The organism is Nocardioides jensenii JCM 1364 = NBRC 14755 (assembly GCF_001552535.1).
GTDB lineage: Bacteria > Actinomycetota > Actinomycetes > Propionibacteriales > Nocardioidaceae > Nocardioides > Nocardioides jensenii.
Genome location: NZ_BCRJ01000064.1, coordinates 41,401 through 56,075, shown reverse-complemented (window position 1 = coordinate 56,075; position 14,675 = coordinate 41,401). Strand labels below are relative to the sequence as shown.

Sequence of the window (14,675 nt, the reverse complement as noted above, 5' to 3'; positions counted from 1 at the left end):
GCCACGATCCACCAGCTCGACCAGCCGGTGTGGCTCGCCGCCGTCACCGGTGGCACGGTGTGCCTGGTCTGGCGTCTGCTGGCCCTGCGCCGCAACTGGACCGCGCCGATGCCGCGCGGGTCCTCCAGCGTCTGACCGGGCAGCCCGGCCCGGACAGCCCGGCCCGGTCAGCCCGGCCCGTGCAGCCCGGCTCGGCACTTGTGCGGTGGTGTGGTCGCTGGTGCGGTGTCACGACACGTGTGGAGCGACCACAACCCCGCGCTGCACGGGGCGGGGTGGGGTCAGTCGCCGAGGACGCGACGCAGGTAGGTGTTGCTGAACACCCGGGCCGGGTCGAGCCGGTCGCGCAGGTCGAGGAACTCCTGCCAGCGCGGGTACGCCGGAGCCAGGTCGGCCGCCGTGCGCGTGTGCACCTTGCCCCAGTGCGGTCGCCCGTCATGGGCTCGCAGGATCTCCTCGACCCCACCGAAGTACGCCGTGTGGTCGGTGCGCCGGTTCACGTGGAAGGCGAGGTAGATCGACTCGCGACCCGTCGAGGTGCCCAGGGTCAGGTCGTCGGCCGGGGTCATCCGGACCTCCACCGGGAAGCTGATCCGCCAGTCGGAGGCGTCGACGAGTCGGCGTACCTCGCGCAGCGCGTCGAGGCCGACCTCGCGAGGCAGCGCATATTCCATCTCGCGGAACACCACCCGCCGCGGCGAGGTGAAGACCTTGTGCGGGACGTCGCTGTAGCTGCGCTCGGAGAGCAGGCGCCCCGACATCTCGTTGAGCCGCGGGACCAGTGAACGGGCCCGGTTGCCGATCGCGTTGACGCCGGCGAAGGCGGTGTTGGCGAGGAAGTCGTCGTCGAGCCACGCCCGGAACCGGGACAGCGGCTCCGCCTCGCCGGGGGCGAGGTCCTGGCGGTAGTTGCGCTTGACCTGCATGCGATCGGTGTGGGGGAACCAGTACATGTCGCAGTGGTGGCTCTCGGCGACGAACTCGTCGTAGCGCTCCAGCGCCTCGTCCCACAGCATCGGCTGCTCGTGGGCCAGGAGCACGCCGAGCGGCTCGACGTCGAACGTGATCGTGGTCAGCACGCCCAGGGCGCCGAGCCCCAGTCGGGCCGCGGCGAGCACGTCGGGATTCTCGGTCGCCGACGCCCGCACGACCGATCCGTCACCGACCACCATCTCGAGCCCGGAGACCTGCGCCGACAGGGACGCCTTGAGGCCACCGGTGCCGTGGGTGCCGGTGCTGATCGCCCCGGCCAGCGTCTGCTCGGCGATGTCGCCCATGTTGTGCAGAGAGAGACCGAGCCGGGCGAGCTCGGTGTTGAGGACGTGCAGGGGAGTCCCGGCGAGGGCGGTCACGGTCATCGCTTCCCGGTCCACGGCGACGATGCCCTGGAGAGCCTCCGGACGCAGCATCTCGCCCTCGGGTGCCGAGATCGAGGTGAAGCTGTGGCCGGTGCCGATCATCTTCACGGTCGTTCCACGTTCCGCGGCCTCGGTGACCGCAGCCGCCACCTCGGAGACGTCCGCGGGTACGACGACCTCCGACGGCGAAGTGGACTCGAGGCCGGACCAGTTGCGCCATTGCGTCATGGCGAGGAGGTTACTGGTGCCCGTGCGCTCCACGCAGCGGCGGCGCCCAGCACCCCGGCCGCCACGGGCACGACGTACGCCGGCGAGGCGCCGTACGCGTCGATGAGCAGGCCGGCGAAGGCGGCACCCGGAGCGACACCGACGCCCAGGCCGGTGTGCAGGATCGCCATCCCCTCGGTGAGACGGCTGGCCGGAACCGCACGCTCGGTGGCAGACAACGTCGCGATCAGGGTCGGCGCGATCGCCATGCCGCCGAGCAGGAGGAACCCGCCCATCACGACCATCGATCCGACGAAGGCCAGCGGCACCATCGTGAGTCCGAGCGCGAGCACGCCCCAGCGCGCCCGGGTCTCCGGGGGAGTGCGCCAGCTGACCGCGCCGCTGGCCAGACCGGCCAGCAGGCTGCCCAGCGCCCACAGCCCGAGAAGCGGCCCGGCCCACCGCTTGGCGTGCAGCTCCTCCGAGAAGGCGACGGTGATCACCTCGACGGATCCGAAGATCACACCGAGTGCCACGCACATCATGGCGAGCGGCACCACGGTGCGCCACGGCATCGGTGGACGCTCGCCGTTCGTGGACCGGTGGGCTCGCGGCGGTGGCTGGGTGCGGCGCTGCGCAGCGAGTGCCAACGTGCCGATCAGACCCGAGGTCATGGCCGCGGCCAGCCCGGCGATCGGGTGCCAGGCAGTGGCCAGGAACGTGACCACGGTCGGGCCCGTGACGAAGACGACCTCGTCCACCACGGACTCGAGCGCGTAGGCCGTCTGGACCGACCTGCCCTCGGACAGCACGTGGGACCAGCGGGCCCGCACACACGCGCCGACCTGGGGGAGGGCGCCACCCGCGATCACGGCCAGGGCGTGCACGACGAGGCGGTTCGCATCGGCCTCGATCGCCCAGATCATCAAGCAGAGCGCGACGGTGAACGTGGTCTGCGCGAGCGGCAGCACCACGTGCTGGCCGAACCTGTCGACCAGACGCCCCTGCACAATCGCGAAGGCCGCATTGGCGAACAGGTACGCCGACGCGATCGTGCCGGCCAGACCGTAGGAGCCGGTGGAGGCGGAGACCAGGAGCACGATGCCGAGACTGATCATCGAGATCGGCAGGCGGGCGACGAGTCCGCTCAGGCTGAACTGCCATCCGCCGGGAGTGGACAGCACGCGGCCGTAGGACGACAGCACCGGGTGGTTTCCTTCCGGCTCACGGGGATGGGCGACCGATCAGGCGGTCACTGCGCAGCCTCTCAGATCCGGTGCCCCGAGGCTCACCCATTTCTCAGTGCCGGGTGGTGATCACCCGATGCCTTCAGGCCCCGGGATTGAAGCCGCAGATGCCGCCGTTGACGCTGTAGATCCACAGGCGCGCCGATGCGTCGGGGTGGTAGTCGCCGACCGCTCCACTGAACGGCGGCTGGCCGCCAGGGTTGTCCTGGCAGGTGGCCTGCTCGGTCTCGGCGGGGGCACCGCCGGCCTCGATGATGCGGCCTGCGCGGGTGACCACCCAGTAGCCTCCGGTCTGCCGGTCGGAGACGATGCCGACCACGCGGTCGTCGGGGGCCACGCGGCTGCGCACGGAGCCGTGGTCGGCCGCGCCGTTGAGGGGCACCACCTGGCCGGCCGCCGTGACGACCCAGCCGCCACCGGACCCGTCGGCGGTGAAGGCCACGATGGGCGCGTCGACGACCGTGTCCTCGGCCGGGCCCATGTCGGCGGCGTCGCCGAAGCCGAAGACCTCGCCGTTGCGGGTCACGATCCAGTAGCCCTCACCCGACTCGGTCACCTCGACGGCGACCACGCCTGCGGTGGGGTAGATGTCGCCGTAGAACTCGGCCTCGGCACCGACCGTGGTGATCCGGCCGTAGCTGGTCACGGCGTACATGCTGTGCCCGGGCGCGGAGACGACGTCGACGAAGATGTCGGCCTCGACGTCGGGGATCCGCTCGTTCGTGCCCCGGCCGGAGGCGCCGTGGTAGAGCAGGGCACCGTCGGCGCAGGCGACGTACGCCAGCGGATGCTCGACCGAGGGAGCCGCGGACATGTCGGGAGCGACGGCCACCTGCCCGCCGTTGCTCTCGCACGGGTCGTCCGCCCAGGCCAGGCTGGCCGTGGCCGGCGGGGAGGTGAGAGCGCAGAGTGCGGCCGTGGTGACGGCGACGGAGACGAACGGCGTGATGTGCCGGGACGCGCGCATGTGGAGACCCCTTGTGGTCCAAATGGTGGGACGGTCGGTGCACGAAGGATCGCCCTTGACGGAGGGGTCGGGCTACGCCTCCGCGGTGGCCGATCGTGGCCACGGCCATCATCGGCCATGCGTCGGTGCTGACGGCCCCGGGTGCCGGGCGAACCGGGTCGGGCCACTCGACAATGCCGGGTGGAAACCGCAAAGGTTGACCTCGTGCCCGCCTCAGACCATGACCTCGCCATCAGCCTCTACCGACTCGCCCGACGCAACGGCGACTGGTCCGACACCCGCATGATCGAGACCCTCGGGGTCACCCCGGTGGCCCTCGACGCTGCGCGCGACGAGCTGGTCCAGCTCGGGCTGCTCCGTGAAAGCGACGACGAACGCTGGAGCGTCGTCGACCCGATGCGCGCGACGGAGCAGGTGCTCCAGGAGCACGGCAGGTCCGTGGCGGACTGGTCAGCGACCGCGAGCCGGTTGGCCGCCGACATCGAGTCGATGGCCTCCCTCCTGCCCGCACTGCGCGTGATCGTCGACGACGACGCGATGAACACCGTGCTCGAGGGCAACGAGACGGCACGGGCCTTCCTGGCCGAGCTCGGTGACTCGTTGCAGCACCAGCTGCTGACCGCCCACTCGGGTGGTGCGCTGCCGCAGGAGGCGATCGACGCCGCGCTGCCGCAGGACCTCGCCGTGCTCGAGCGCGGCGTCGAGGTGCGCACCATCTACCTCTCCAGTGCCGTGCGCAGCCTGCCCACACTGCGCTATCTCGAGCAGCTGATCGAGGCCGGCGCCCAGGTGCGCATCCGCGACACCCTGCCCTTCCGCATGGTGCTGGCCGACGGGATGACCGCCGTGTGCTCGATGAAGTGGGCCGAAGGACGCTCGGGCGCGGTCGTCGTACGCGGCAGTGCCTACGTGCAGCTGCTCACCCGCATGTTCGAGTTCTGCTGGGCCGAGGCCACCCCGATGGAGGCCGCCATCGGCCGGCCTGTGCGACTGAACGGGCCCGACCTCGATGACGAGCAACGACTCATGCTGAGACTGTTCGCCGACGGCCTCACCGACCAGGCCATCGCCCGCCAGCTGGGCGTGGCGCCGCGAACCTTCACCCGCAAGACGCGCGTGCTCTTCGAGCAGCTCGGCATCGAGTCGCGGTTCCAGGCCGGCGTACAAGCCGTGCGCCGCGGCCTCGTCTGAGGGCCACCGCGACACTGACTGATCGCGGCCATGGCGCTTCTCGGCCAGCCGAAGATCGTTCCCCTCATCGTGGGTGCCGCCACAAGATGTCGTGCACCACACCCCATCCGAAGGGAACAAATATGGTCGTGTCAGCATCCTCCATCCGCAAGGTGGCCATGACGACGACGCTCTCCGTGGTCGCGGCGCTCAGCCTCTCGAGCCTCGCCGTCGCAGGAGCCAGTGCTTCGCCGTCGTCGGACCAGAAGGCCGATCCCACACCGCGTGCGCTGGCCGCCACCGCCGCGGGCCAGTTCGTCAAGGGTCAACCAGCGGCCCTGCATGCGAGTGGGTCCGACACGTTCGACGCCGGCACCGTGATCCGCTCCGGGAAGACGCAGTACGTCCCCTACGAGCGCACCTACAAGGGGCTCCCCGTGGTCGGTGGCGACTTCGTCGTGGTCACCGACCTCCAGGGCAACGTGCAGGGCACCTCCGTCGCGCAGGACCGCACGATCTCGAGCCTTGCGGTCCAGCCGACGGTGAGCTCCAGCTCGGCCACGCAGAAGGCCGAGGCCCGGCTGACGAAGGTCACCTCCACGGAGACCCCGGAACTCGTCGTGCACGCGCTCGGTGCCCAGCCCCGGCTGGCGTGGGCGACGACCGTGGCGGGCACCAGGTCCGGCTCGCCGTCCCGTCAGACCGTGTACGTCGACGCACGCACCGGCTCAGTCATCGGCAGCACCGAGCACGTGCTCGCAGGGGAGGGCACCGGTGCCTACAACGGCCCCGCACCGCTGGCCCTGGACACCTCCGAAGCCGACGGTGGCTTCACGTTGGCGGACCCGGCAGTCACCGACCTCGCCTGCCAGGACGCCGACACCGAGAAGACCTTCAGCGGCCCCGACGACACCTGGGGTGACGGAGACGCCGGCAACAAGGAGACCGGCTGCGTCGACGCCCTCTTCGCGGCGCAGACCCAGAACAAGATGCTCGAGGAGTGGCTCGGACGCGACGGCATGGACGGCGAGGGCGGCTTCCTGCCGATCCGCGTCGGCCTCGACGACATGAACGCCTACTACGACGGCACCCAGGTGCAGATCGGGCACAACCAGGCAGGGGACTGGATCTCCTCGATCGACGTCATGGCGCACGAGCTCGGCCACGGCATCGACGACCACACCCCGGGCGGCATCTCCGGCAACGGCACCCAGGAGTTCATCGGTGACGTCTTCGGCGCGCTGACCGAGGCCTACGCCGCCCAGCCGGAGGAGTTCGACGAGCCGGACTTCCTCGTCGGTGAGGAGATCGATCTCGTCGGGTCGGGCCCGATCCGCAACATGTACGACCCGTCCCAGGTCAGCGGCGATCCCAACTGCTACACCGACGACATCCCCGACGGTGAGGTGCACGCGACCGCGGGGCCGGGCAACCACTGGTTCTACCTGCTGGCGCAGGGCAACAAGCCGGCCAGCGGCCCGGAGAGCCCGACCTGCAACGACACGGACGTCAGTGGGATCGGCATCGAGAAGGCCGGCAAGATCGTCTACAACGCGATGCTGCTGAAGACCTCGGACAGCTCCTACCTGAAGTACCGCACCTGGACGCTGACCGCGGCGAAGAACCTCTACCCCGACAGCTGCACCGAGTTCGATGCGGTCAAGGCGGCGTGGGACGCGGTCGACGTACCGGCCCAGGCGGACGAGCCGACCTGTGAGGGTGGCGGTGACACGGACCCGACGGATCCCACCGACCCGACTGACCCGACTGACCCGCCTGCCGGTGGTGTCGACTTCACCGGCATCGCCGCGCTCGACAACTGCTCGGCCTCCGTGGTCCGGTTCGACGACTCCGTGGCCACCGACAAGGCGCTCGGCCTGACCAACGGCCACTGCTACGAGGGCGGCATGCCCGAGGCCGGCGAGGTCATCGTCGACCAGCCGTCCGACCGCACCTTCACCCTGCTCGACACCGAGGGCAACGAGGCCGGTGACGTCAACGCGACCGACGTCCTCTACTCCACGATGACCAAGACCGACGTGTCGCTCTACCGCCTGGACAAGACCTACCAGGAGCTGGCCGACGAGTTCGACGGCTTCACGCCGCTCACCCTGGCCAAGGAGTCGCCGGCCGACGGCACGTCGATCGCGGTCGTCTCCGGCTACTGGCAGAAGATCTACAGCTGCTCGGTCGACTCGACGATCCCGCAGCTCAAGGAAGCCGACTGGACCATGGAGGACTCGGTGAAGTACCACCAGCCCGGCTGCGAGACGGTCGGCGGCACCTCGGGCTCACCGGTGGTCGACACCGAGACACACGAGGTGGTCGCCGCCAACAACACCGGGAACGAGGACGGCGAGAAGTGCACGATGAACAACCCGTGCGAGGTTGACGAGGAGGGCAACGTCACCGTCGAGAAGGGCGCGGCCTACGCCCAGCAGACCTCGTGGTTCTACACCTGCCTGGCCGATGACAACTCGCTCGACCTGGCGAAGGAGGGGTGCCTGCTCCCCGCAGGCTGATCGACCGACCGGGTGGGAGGCCGACCGCGAGCACGGTCGGCCTCCCACTCCCTTCTGCCCGGGCTTCGACGGCTGCTTGCCCGACCTCGTCGCGGTGACGTGCAGGTGGTTCCTAGGATGGTCGGCATGCACTCCGATCCCGGCCCGTACGACGCACTCCTGCTGGTCTCCTTCGGAGGCCCGGAGAAGCCCGAGGACGTCGTGCCCTTCCTCGAGAACGTGACCCGCGGCAGGGGCATCCCCCGTGAACGGCTGGTTGAGGTGGGCGAGCACTACTTCGGGTTCGGCGGCCGTTCGCCGATCAACGACCAGAACCGGGAGCTGCTGGCCGCCATCCGCGAGGACTTCGCCGGTGCCGGGCTCGACCTCCCGGTCTACTGGGGCAACCGCAACTGGGACCCCTACCTGACCGACGCCCTCGAGGAGATGGCCACCGACGGCATCACCCGGGCGGCCTGTCTGGTGACGTCCGCCTACTCGTCGTACTCCGGGTGCCGGCAGTACCGCGAGAACCTGGCCGCGGCGAGCGCGGCCGTCGAGGGCGCGCCGAGACTCGACAGGCTGCGCCACTACTTCAACCACCCCGGCTTCATCACCGCGATGGTCGACAGCACCCTGGCCGCGCTGGCTGAACTGCCCGACGCGAAACGGGAGGACGCACACCTGCTCTTCGTCACGCACTCGATCCCGATCGCCATGGACGACGCGAGTGGGCCCGACGGCGGGGCGTACGTCGCCCAGCACCGCAGCGTCATGCAGGAGATCGTGGAGCGCGTGCGACTCGAGACCGGCCACCGTCACGTCCACGACCTCGTCTTCTGCTCGCGCTCGGGAGCGCCGCACATTCCGTGGCTGGAGCCCGACGTCAACGACCACCTCGAGCACCTGGCCCAGGGTGAGGCCCCGCCGGTGGTGCTGGTGCCGATCGGATTCATCTCCGACCACATGGAGGTGGTCTACGACCTCGACACCGAGGCGGCGGCCACGGCCGAGAAGCTGGGGCTGCCCTTCGCGCGGGCGGCAACGGCGGGCATCGACCCACGTTTCGTGGCGATGGTTCGCGACCTGCTCCTCGAGCGTGCCGCGATCGAGCGTGGGGAGGACGTCGTTCGGGCCAGTGAGGGCAGCCTGCCCGCGTGCTGGGACATCTGCGCCGCCGGGTGCTGCGCGAACGCCCGGGAGTCGTTGCCGGCCCTGGGTGGGCTGGACTGAGGGCGGTCCCCGATGGACGACCTGTTGGCGTTGGCGCGCGACGTGGCCGGGGAGGCCGCCCGTTTCGTGGCGCAGCAGCGACGCGGTGGCGTGTCGGTGGCGGCCACCAAGTCGAGCACCGTCGACGTGGTCACCCAGGTCGACCGGGACTGTGAACGGCTGATCCGGGAGCAGCTGCTGGCCGCGCGTCCCGAGGACGCCTTCCTCGGTGAGGAGGGTGGCGGCACCGGAGGCGGCACGGGAGTGCGCTGGATCGTCGACCCGATCGACGGCACGGTCAACTTCCTCTACGGCATCCCGCAGTACGCCGTCTCCATCGCCGCCGAACGCGACGGCGTGGTGGTGGCCGGCGTGGTGGTCAACGCGGCCACGGGGGAGGCCTTCCACGCGAGTCTGGGCGGTGGCGCCTGGCGTGACGGGGCCCGGTTGCGGGTCCGTGCTGCGGCCCCGCTGGCCGAACGACTGGTCCTGACCGGCTTCAACTACCAGGCGGAGACCCGACTGGTGCAGGCCGCGGCGGTCGCCCGACTGCTGCCGCTGGTCCGCGACATTCGCAGGATGGGGTCCTGCGCACTCGACCTGTGCAGCATCGCCGCGGGCTCGGCCGACGGCTACGTCGAGGAGGGGGTGGCCGAGTGGGACCACGCAGCCGGGGCGCTGATCGCTCGTGAGGCCGGTGCCACGTCCGAACTGGCCGTGGGGCGCGGGGGCAAGGAGGCGCTCGTGTGCGCGCCCGAACACGGCTTCGTGGAGTTCCGCGAGACGGTCATCTCGTGCGGGTTTCTCGCCCCGAATCGGGAATAGCCGACCCCCGGTGATCGTTGCAGTCGAGACATCGTGTGGAATGCGCGTGCAAGTTGCTGGCCGATGGTGCACAATCTGGCGCCGGGACTCGCGCGAACAGATGACGACGCGACCGCAGTTGATTGACTGGAGAAGTTGATGGCGACCGATTACGACGCACCCCGCAAGAACGAAGAAGACCAGGGCGAACAGAGCATTGAAGAGCTCAAGGCCCGCCGTCACGACAAGAACTCCGGCAAGGTCGACGAGGACGAGGCCGAGGCGGCGGAGTCCTTCGAGCTGCCCGGAGCCGACCTGTCCCACGAAGAGCTGGCCGTTGAGGTCAAGCCGCGTCAGGACGACGAGTTCACCTGCATGAGCTGCTTCCTGGTTCACCACCGGAGCCAGCTCGCCGATGCGAAGAAGCTGATCTGCAAGGACTGCGCGTAAGGCACGAAGCGCCGGGAGCGTGGTCCGCGCAGGTCAGCACGCAGCATCGACTCGGCAACCCCGACCTGGGACCCCGACAGGGGCTGCGTCCCCGAGCCGGGTGAGCGAACAAGACAAAGAGCCGCAACCCACGCAGGGTTGCGGCTCTTGCATGTGCCGAGGACCTAGTCGTTGATGCCCGAAGCCAGGATGTCACCGGTGTCGGAGCTGCGCGAGCTCGACGACTTGCCGTCGGCCTCGAGCCCGGGCGGCAGGTGCCCGGTGGACTTGGCGAAGTAGTTGGCCGCCTTGCGGGTGGCCAGCATCTTCACGATCGCCACCGCCGTACCGCTGACGGCCGCCCACATGACGGCCTCCCAGAGGTCGATGTCGGGGTCGGCCGGGTTGGCCGGCGGATTCTTTCCGGTGGCCGCCTTCCAGCCTCCGTTGAGTGCCTTCTTGGCCACCGCTGCGCTGCCGAGAGCGGCGCCGAGTGAGAGTGCCGACCATGCCTTGGAGCCGGATGCCATCAGATCCTCCTGAGGGGTTGGAATGCCTGCCCACCCTAGACGAGTGAGGCCGGGACGAGTGGGTCTACTCGGCGGTGACAGCAGACAGTGCGGCCACGAGCTTGTCGGGACGCCGGGTGGAGACCAGCCAGTACGGCGCGGGGTCGCGGGGGTCGGTGATCTCGATGCGCACGGAACGCTTGAGGTAGGGACGCAGCAGCAGGTAGGCGCGGGCGTCAGCGTCCACGCCGGCCACCCGGCGGGTTCCCTCGGCGTCGAGGGGTTCCGCGGTGCCGACCAGGTCGAGCGCGATGTGGGCCCGTCCGGCTCGGAGCTCGCCGTTGCCGACGGTGATGCGCGCCGAGCCGTAGAGGAGCAGTCCCCCGGCCACGAGAACCGCGAAGCCCAGGCTGATCAGGGCGGCGGCGAGGATCGAGGGGATGGCGACGGCGATGGTGAACCAGAGGGTCGCCACGAGCATGGTTCCCTGAACCCACCAGCGCAGCGACACGGTGAGCTGTTCGGCGTACTGCACGGGTCAAGCCTTTCATCCCGACCGCTCGGGTGCGCAGGTAGGGTCGGAGACATGTCAGTTCCGCCGGTTCCGGTCCGCATCGTCCGTCTCGATCCGGGCCTCCCGTTGCCGTCCTACGCACATGCCGGAGATGCCGGGGCCGACCTGATGACCACCCGTGACGTCACCCTTCAACCGGGGGAGCGGCTGATGGTGCCGACCGGGGTCGCCCTGGCGCTGCCCGAGGGGTACGTCGGTCTCGTGCACCCGCGGTCAGGTCTGGCCGCCCGCCACGGGTTGTCGATCGTCAACGCGCCGGGCACGATCGACGCCGGTTACCGGGGCGAGATCAAGGTCATGCTGATCAACCTCGACCGCCACCTGCACATCGACCTGAGTCGCGGCGACCGGATCGCCCAGCTGGTGATCCAGCGTCACGAGCGGGCCGAGTTCGTCGAGACCGACACACTCGATGACACGTCGCGTGGTGCCGGGGGCTACGGTTCCACGGGTGGTTTCGCCACCGCAGACGTCAAGAGGAGTACGCAGTGAAGTTCGGACGCAAGTCCCGCACGGACGAGAAGGCCTCCCAGGTCGAGGAGAAGTCCGCCGCGGCCGACCAGGACACCGAGACCGCGGACCCGACCGAGTCCGCCGCTCCCTCCGGTCCCTACGACAGCTCCGAGGTCGATCTCGACGATGACGACGTCGACCGCGTCGACCTCGGCGGCATCCTGATCGCCCCGGCCGAGGGCCTCGAGCTCCGACTCCAGGTGGACGAGAAGTCCGGTGACGTCCAGAGCGTGCTGATCGCCGGCCCGACGGGTGCGGTCGAGGTGCGGGCCTTCGCCGCGCCGCGCAACGGTGACCTGTGGAGCGACGTACGCCGCCAGATCGCCTCCGAGACCGCCCGCCAAGGTGGCACGGCCACGGAGACCGAAGGTCCTCACGGCACCGAGCTGGTCTGCCAGCGCACGGTGCGCACCCCCGAGGGGACCACCAGCCAGCAGCCCTCGCGCATCGTCGGCTACAACGGCCCGCGGTGGTTCCTGCGAGCCACCTACCTCGGCAAGCCGGCCGTCGACGCCGACGAGGCCGGTCCGTGGGAGGCCGCGGTGGCTTCACTCGTGGTACGCCGAGGCGATGGACCGATGGCCCCGGGTGACCAGCTGCCGATCACCTTGCCGCCGCAGGCCCGGCGCGTCGGCTGAGTCAGTAGCCTTGACCCATGCCGGAACGCAAGGAGCGCAGCCGACTGCGACGTGCCATCAGCAGTTGGGCCAACAGCACGGACCAGCACGCCCGTGACCTGCGCGAGAGCGTCGCGACGTCGGGCCTGACCACGATCGAGAACGCCCCGGACCGCGAGCGGATCCGGCTCACCGGCACCCTGCGGACCGTCACCCTGCGACCCCGCGGCGGAGTGCCCGCCCTCGAGGCGGAGCTCTACGACGGCACCGGGGTGATCACTCTGGTGTGGCTCGGCCGGCGGCGCATCACCGGCATCGACCCCGGGCGGGCGCTGACCGTCGAGGGCCGCATCGGAGTCCAGGAGCACACCCGCGTGATGTTCAATCCACGCTACGAGCTTGCTCCATGAGTGCTTCCGATCCCGCTGTCCCCGCCGCCCACGCACCGCGGGCCACGGCCGAGACCGTGGAGGCGTTGGTCCGCCGTCAGCTCTCCACCGCACTCGGCGGGCGCCGGGGCATGTTGGAGGCTGCCGTCCCGACGATCCTCTTCACCGCCACGTTCCTGACCACCAAGGAGCTCCTGCTGGCGCTCGGGGTCAGTGTGACCGCCGCCGTCATCGCCCTGGTCGTGAGACTGGTGCAGCGCTCCTCGGTGCAGTTCGTGGTCAACGCGCTGGTCGGCATCGCGATCGGCGCCTTCTTCGCCCTGCGCGCCGCGCGCGCCGGCGGAGACGCCAACGACCAGGCGTTGGCCTACTTCCTGCCGGGCCTGCTCTACAACGCCGGCTACGCCGTGGTGCTGTCGTTGTCCTGCCTGGTGCGGTGGCCGCTGGTCGGGTTCATGGTCGGCAGTGTCACCGGCGACCCGACGGCGTGGCGGGACGACCCGCAGATCGTGAAGCTGTGCAGCCGCCTCACGTGGGTGCTGGTCGCCCCGTGCGTGCTCCGGGTCGTGGTGCAGGCACCGCTCTACCTGGCCGGCACCGGGGGCTCGATGGATCCCGATGCCGCCGTCGCGGCGTTGGGGATCGCCAAGATCGTCATGGGCTGGCCCCTTCAGCTCGCGTCCCTGGCCGCCATGGTCTGGCTGCTGGCCCGCAACGCGACCCCCATGCAGGAGCCCGAGACCGCCGCCTGACCCGGCCGGCCCGGGGTCGAGCTACCGGGGGTGGGGGACGAGCAGCCGTTCGAGCTCTTCCTCGACTTCGGCCGAGACCACGAAGAGCAGCTCGTCGCCAGATTCCAGGGGCTGCTCGGCGTCGGGGGTGTAGACCTGCCCGTCGCGCAGGATCGAGACCAGGGCACAGTTCTCCGGCCAGGGGATCAGCCCGGTGGGCTCACCGACGTACGGCGACTCGTCGGGCAGCGTCATCTCGACCAGGTTGGCGTTGCCCTTGCGGAAGGTGAACAACCGCACCAGGTCGCCCACGGACACGGCCTCCTCGACCAGCGCCGACATGATCCGCGGGGTCGAGACGTTGACGTCGACGCCCCACGCCTCGGTGAACAGCCACTCGTTGTTGGGGTGGTTGACCCGACCGACCGTGCGAGGCACGCCGAACTCGGTCTTGGCCAGCAACGAGGTGACCAGGTTGGCCTTGTCGTCGCCGGTGGCCGCGATCACCACGTCGCAGTGCTGGAGACGGGCCTCCTCGAGGGAGCTCAGCTCACAGGAGTCGGCCAGCAGCCACTCGGCGTCGGGGACGCTCTCGGGCTTGATCGAGCCCGCGTTCTTGTCGATCAGCAGGACTTCGTGGCCGTTGTCGATCAGCTCTCGGGCGATGGAGCGGCCGACCGCACCGGCTCCGGCGATGGCGACGCGCATCAGTTCTTGTCCTCCGGACCGGTCTCGATGACGGTGTAGGCAGCCGCCGCGTTCTCCTCGCGAATCACCACGTGGAGGAGGTCGCCCTCCTGCAGCACGGTGTTCTTGTCGGGCAGCATGCCCTCGCCGAGACGGTCGATCCAGGCGATGCGGACGCGTGCCTGCTCCTGGAGGTGGATCGTGCGCTGCCCGATCCAGGGCTCGCTGATCGGGAGCTGGTCGAGCCTGATCGTGCCCGAGGGGTCCCGGAAGTCGGGCTCGGCGCCGGCCGGCAGGATGCGGCGCAACACCTGGTCGGCGGTCCACTTGACCGTGGCGACCGTGGTGATGCCGAGCCGCTGGTAGACCTCGGCGCGACCGGGGTCGTAGATCCGGGCGACGACCTGCTGGATGCCGAAGCTCTCGCGGGCCACCCGGGCGGCGATGATGTTGGAGTTGTCACCGCTCGACACCGCGGCGAACGCGTCGGCCCGGGCGATGCCGGCCTTGGCGAGCACGGCCTGGTCGAACCCGTAGCCGGTGATCTTGTCGCCGTTGAACGACGGTCCGAGGCGCCGGAACGCATCGGGGTTGTTGTCGATGATGGACACGGTGTGGTTGCGGTCCTCGAGGCTGCGGGCAAGCGTGGAGCCCACCCGGCCACAACCCATGATCACGACATGCACAGCGCAGACGCTACCGCAGCGAGAGCCACGTGGTGCGGCGGTGCACCATGTGGCCACCGATGGGTCTAGCCTGT

The 14,675-nt window shown here is 69.9% G+C and carries 16 protein-coding genes; 9 read left to right on the top strand and 7 right to left on the bottom strand.

Features of this window, described 5'->3' with window-relative positions; genetic code table 11:
- Nucleotides 1-281 precede the first annotated feature (281 nt).
- The 3 genes from NJ4_RS14435 to NJ4_RS14425 all read right to left on the bottom strand — a co-directional run bounded on the left by NJ4_RS14435 (nucleotide 282) and on the right by NJ4_RS14425 (nucleotide 3,779).
- Nucleotides 282-1,586, bottom strand: a complete 1,305-nt coding sequence (locus tag NJ4_RS14435; RefSeq protein WP_067436432.1) for a D-arabinono-1,4-lactone oxidase — start codon at nucleotides 1,584-1,586, stop codon at nucleotides 282-284.
- Nucleotides 1,583-2,770 carry an MFS transporter gene (locus tag NJ4_RS14430; RefSeq protein WP_067436429.1) on the bottom strand — a complete coding sequence of 396 codons (1,188 nt, stop codon included), beginning with the start codon at nucleotides 2,768-2,770 and terminating at the stop codon, nucleotides 1,583-1,585. The genes NJ4_RS14435 and NJ4_RS14430 overlap by 4 nt, the downstream gene beginning before the upstream one ends.
- A 124-nt stretch (nucleotides 2,771-2,894) precedes the next feature.
- Nucleotides 2,895-3,779, bottom strand: coding sequence for a hypothetical protein (locus NJ4_RS14425; protein WP_067436426.1), 885 nt, complete (start codon nucleotides 3,777-3,779; stop codon nucleotides 2,895-2,897).
- A gap of 204 nt (nucleotides 3,780-3,983) precedes the next feature.
- On the opposite strand from NJ4_RS14425, the gene NJ4_RS14420 reads away from it, so the two are divergent.
- The 5 genes from NJ4_RS14420 (at nucleotide 3,984) to NJ4_RS14400 (ending at nucleotide 9,916) form a co-directional block, all read left to right on the top strand.
- Nucleotides 3,984-4,970 (top strand): LuxR C-terminal-related transcriptional regulator, encoded by a 987-nt coding sequence (locus tag NJ4_RS14420; RefSeq protein WP_067436423.1) that lies wholly within the window; start codon nucleotides 3,984-3,986, stop codon nucleotides 4,968-4,970.
- 128 nt (nucleotides 4,971-5,098) lie between these two features.
- Entirely contained in the window at nucleotides 5,099-7,471 is a 2,373-nt protein-coding gene (locus NJ4_RS25235; RefSeq protein WP_407668064.1) for a M4 family metallopeptidase, read from the top strand.
- Nucleotides 7,472-7,597: 126 nt separating this feature from the next.
- The gene (locus NJ4_RS14410) at nucleotides 7,598-8,683 is read left to right on the top strand and encodes a ferrochelatase (protein ID WP_157551143.1); all 1,086 of its coding nucleotides are present in this window, start codon (nucleotides 7,598-7,600) and stop codon (nucleotides 8,681-8,683) included.
- Between the two features lie 12 nt (nucleotides 8,684-8,695).
- Nucleotides 8,696-9,487, top strand: coding sequence for an inositol monophosphatase family protein (locus NJ4_RS14405; protein WP_067436417.1), 792 nt, complete (start codon nucleotides 8,696-8,698; stop codon nucleotides 9,485-9,487).
- 138 nt (nucleotides 9,488-9,625) lie between these two features.
- Nucleotides 9,626-9,916, top strand: coding sequence for a DUF4193 domain-containing protein (locus NJ4_RS14400; protein ID WP_056677086.1), 291 nt, complete (start codon nucleotides 9,626-9,628; stop codon nucleotides 9,914-9,916).
- A gap of 164 nt (nucleotides 9,917-10,080) precedes the next feature.
- Here NJ4_RS14400 and NJ4_RS14395 read toward each other — a convergent pair whose 3' ends face one another.
- A complete protein-coding gene (locus NJ4_RS14395) occupies nucleotides 10,081-10,425 on the bottom strand; it encodes a DUF4235 domain-containing protein (RefSeq protein ID WP_067436414.1) in 345 nt (114 codons plus the stop codon).
- 64 nt (nucleotides 10,426-10,489) lie between these two features.
- The gene (locus NJ4_RS14390) at nucleotides 10,490-10,939 is read right to left on the bottom strand and encodes a DUF3093 domain-containing protein (protein WP_067436411.1); all 450 of its coding nucleotides are present in this window, start codon (nucleotides 10,937-10,939) and stop codon (nucleotides 10,490-10,492) included.
- A gap of 51 nt (nucleotides 10,940-10,990) precedes the next feature.
- Here NJ4_RS14390 and dut point away from each other — a divergent pair, with 51 nt between their 5' ends.
- The 4 genes from dut to NJ4_RS14370 are packed head-to-tail and all read left to right on the top strand — an operon-like array spanning nucleotide 10,991 to nucleotide 13,249.
- Nucleotides 10,991-11,470: a dUTP diphosphatase gene (gene dut / locus NJ4_RS14385; RefSeq protein ID WP_067436407.1), complete on the top strand. Its 480-nt coding sequence runs from the start codon at nucleotides 10,991-10,993 to the stop codon at nucleotides 11,468-11,470.
- Entirely contained in the window at nucleotides 11,467-12,129 is a 663-nt protein-coding gene (locus NJ4_RS14380) for a DUF3710 domain-containing protein (protein ID WP_067436404.1), read from the top strand. Before dut ends, NJ4_RS14380 begins: the two co-directional genes overlap by 4 nt.
- Nucleotides 12,130-12,146: 17 nt before the next feature.
- Nucleotides 12,147-12,518, top strand: a complete 372-nt coding sequence (locus NJ4_RS14375) for an OB-fold nucleic acid binding domain-containing protein (RefSeq protein ID WP_067436400.1) — start codon at nucleotides 12,147-12,149, stop codon at nucleotides 12,516-12,518.
- On the top strand, nucleotides 12,515-13,249 hold the full coding sequence (locus NJ4_RS14370) for a DUF3159 domain-containing protein (protein WP_067436396.1): 735 nt from the start codon (nucleotides 12,515-12,517) through the stop codon (nucleotides 13,247-13,249). The genes NJ4_RS14375 and NJ4_RS14370 overlap by 4 nt, the downstream gene beginning before the upstream one ends.
- A 21-nt stretch (nucleotides 13,250-13,270) precedes the next feature.
- Here the strand turns inward: NJ4_RS14370 and NJ4_RS14365 are convergent, their stop codons facing one another.
- Both NJ4_RS14365 and NJ4_RS14360 read right to left on the bottom strand, forming a co-directional pair.
- The gene (locus NJ4_RS14365; protein ID WP_067436393.1) at nucleotides 13,271-13,936 is read right to left on the bottom strand and encodes a potassium channel family protein; all 666 of its coding nucleotides are present in this window, start codon (nucleotides 13,934-13,936) and stop codon (nucleotides 13,271-13,273) included.
- On the bottom strand, nucleotides 13,936-14,601 hold the full coding sequence (locus tag NJ4_RS14360; RefSeq protein ID WP_067436390.1) for a potassium channel family protein: 666 nt from the start codon (nucleotides 14,599-14,601) through the stop codon (nucleotides 13,936-13,938). Before NJ4_RS14360 ends, NJ4_RS14365 begins: the two co-directional genes overlap by 1 nt.
- Nucleotides 14,602-14,675 lie beyond the last annotated feature (74 nt).

What these genes read in the sequence shown, in the direction of transcription:
- NJ4_RS14435 (WP_067436432.1), bottom strand. Translation starts at nt 1,586, where the DNA reads ATGACGCAATGGCGCAACTGGTCCGGCCTCGAGTCCACTTCGCCGTCG.
- NJ4_RS14425 (WP_067436426.1), bottom strand. Translation starts at nt 3,779, where the DNA reads ATGCGCGCGTCCCGGCACATCACGCCGTTCGTCTCCGTCGCCGTCACC.
- NJ4_RS14410 (WP_157551143.1), top strand. Translation starts at nt 7,598, where the DNA reads ATGCACTCCGATCCCGGCCCGTACGACGCACTCCTGCTGGTCTCCTTC.
- NJ4_RS14405 (WP_067436417.1), top strand. Translation starts at nt 8,696, where the DNA reads ATGGACGACCTGTTGGCGTTGGCGCGCGACGTGGCCGGGGAGGCCGCC.
- NJ4_RS14400 (WP_056677086.1), top strand. Translation starts at nt 9,626, where the DNA reads ATGGCGACCGATTACGACGCACCCCGCAAGAACGAAGAAGACCAGGGC.
- NJ4_RS14395 (WP_067436414.1), bottom strand. Translation starts at nt 10,425, where the DNA reads ATGGCATCCGGCTCCAAGGCATGGTCGGCACTCTCACTCGGCGCCGCT.
- dut (WP_067436407.1), top strand. Translation starts at nt 10,991, where the DNA reads ATGTCAGTTCCGCCGGTTCCGGTCCGCATCGTCCGTCTCGATCCGGGC.
- NJ4_RS14375 (WP_067436400.1), top strand. Translation starts at nt 12,147, where the DNA reads ATGCCGGAACGCAAGGAGCGCAGCCGACTGCGACGTGCCATCAGCAGT.
- NJ4_RS14370 (WP_067436396.1), top strand. Translation starts at nt 12,515, where the DNA reads ATGAGTGCTTCCGATCCCGCTGTCCCCGCCGCCCACGCACCGCGGGCC.
- NJ4_RS14365 (WP_067436393.1), bottom strand. Translation starts at nt 13,936, where the DNA reads ATGCGCGTCGCCATCGCCGGAGCCGGTGCGGTCGGCCGCTCCATCGCC.